This is a genomic window from Streptomyces albospinus (assembly GCF_014648695.1).
Lineage (GTDB): Bacteria > Actinomycetota > Actinomycetes > Streptomycetales > Streptomycetaceae > Streptomyces > Streptomyces albospinus.
In genome coordinates, this window is sequence record NZ_BMRP01000022.1 from 1 (window position 1) to 1014 (window position 1014).

General features: G+C 67.9%; 2 protein-coding genes. One reads left to right on the forward strand and one right to left on the reverse strand.

From position 1 onward, the window contains the following. Positions 1-393, forward strand: a 393-nt coding sequence (locus IEZ17_RS26520; protein ID WP_308427704.1) for a malic enzyme-like NAD(P)-binding protein, incomplete at its 5' end; no start/stop codon positions are given. Positions 394-654: 261 nt separating this feature from the next. On the opposite strand, the gene IEZ17_RS26525 is transcribed toward IEZ17_RS26520, so the two are convergent. Then, a partial coding sequence (locus tag IEZ17_RS26525; RefSeq protein ID WP_189304312.1) for a stress protein occupies positions 655-1014 on the reverse strand: 360 nt, incomplete at its 5' end.

Here is a 1014-nt window from a genome sequence, read left to right on the forward strand (position 1 = left end):
ATCGGCGTCTCGGCGCCCAATGTCCTGGACGGTGAGGATGTGGCGCGGATGGCGAAGGATGCGATCGTGTTCGCACTCGCCAACCCGGATCCGGAGGTCGACCCGGCGATCGCCCGGCAGACCGCTGCGGTGGTGGCCACCGGTCGTTCGGACTTCCCCAACCAGATCAACAACGTTCTGGTCTTCCCGGGCGTCTTCCGCGGTCTGCTGGATGCGGCGTCGCGTACGGTGAACACCGAGATGATGCTGGCTGCGGCCCGCGCGCTCGCCGAGGTCGTGCTGGACGACGAGGTCAACCCGAACTACATCATCCCCAGCGTCTTCAACGAGAAGGTCGCGGGCGTGGTCGCCCAAGCCGTCCGCGACGCCGCCCGAGCAGCGAAACTCGACTGAGCGCCAGCACCTGGGAAGGGATCGGCAGCCGCCCGTCGAGCACGCCGAGCAGCTGCCGGTACCGCTCCGCCCAGAGGTCGGTGGCGGTGGCCAACGTGTCGTCCGGCCGGGCGGGTTCCGCCGCGGGCAGGCCGGGAGTCGGCCGAGGGTGGGGCGCCCTCCGGGGGGAGTATCGAGGGCGCCCCGGTTCGGGGACGGTCCGCCGGCATTCCGGCGGACCGTGATCGACCGTGTGGAGGCGGTCAGTTGGGCCGCACGGGCTCAGGGGCGGTGGAACTCCACCAAGCCGCCGTTGTTCGGGCGGTCGTACCAGCCCCGGAAGGCCCAGTTGATGTAGCCGCCGTCGCCGACGTTCTTGAAGGTCCCGTCCTCGAAGACCCAGATGCCGTAGACGACGCCGTCGTAGGTGGCGGAACCGTAGGCCTTCACGCCGTTGAGGTGGTCCTCGTAGCCCTGGCTGAGGTTCATCACCATGACGTTGTACTGGCCGCCGGCGGCGTAGAACGCCGATTCCCGCAGGTTCTTGACGAAGCCTTCGCGGTTCTGGGCGGTCTTGATCGACGCCTCTATCTTGTTGGCGATGCCGAGCACATCGATGTTGAAGTTCAGATTGGCGTTGGC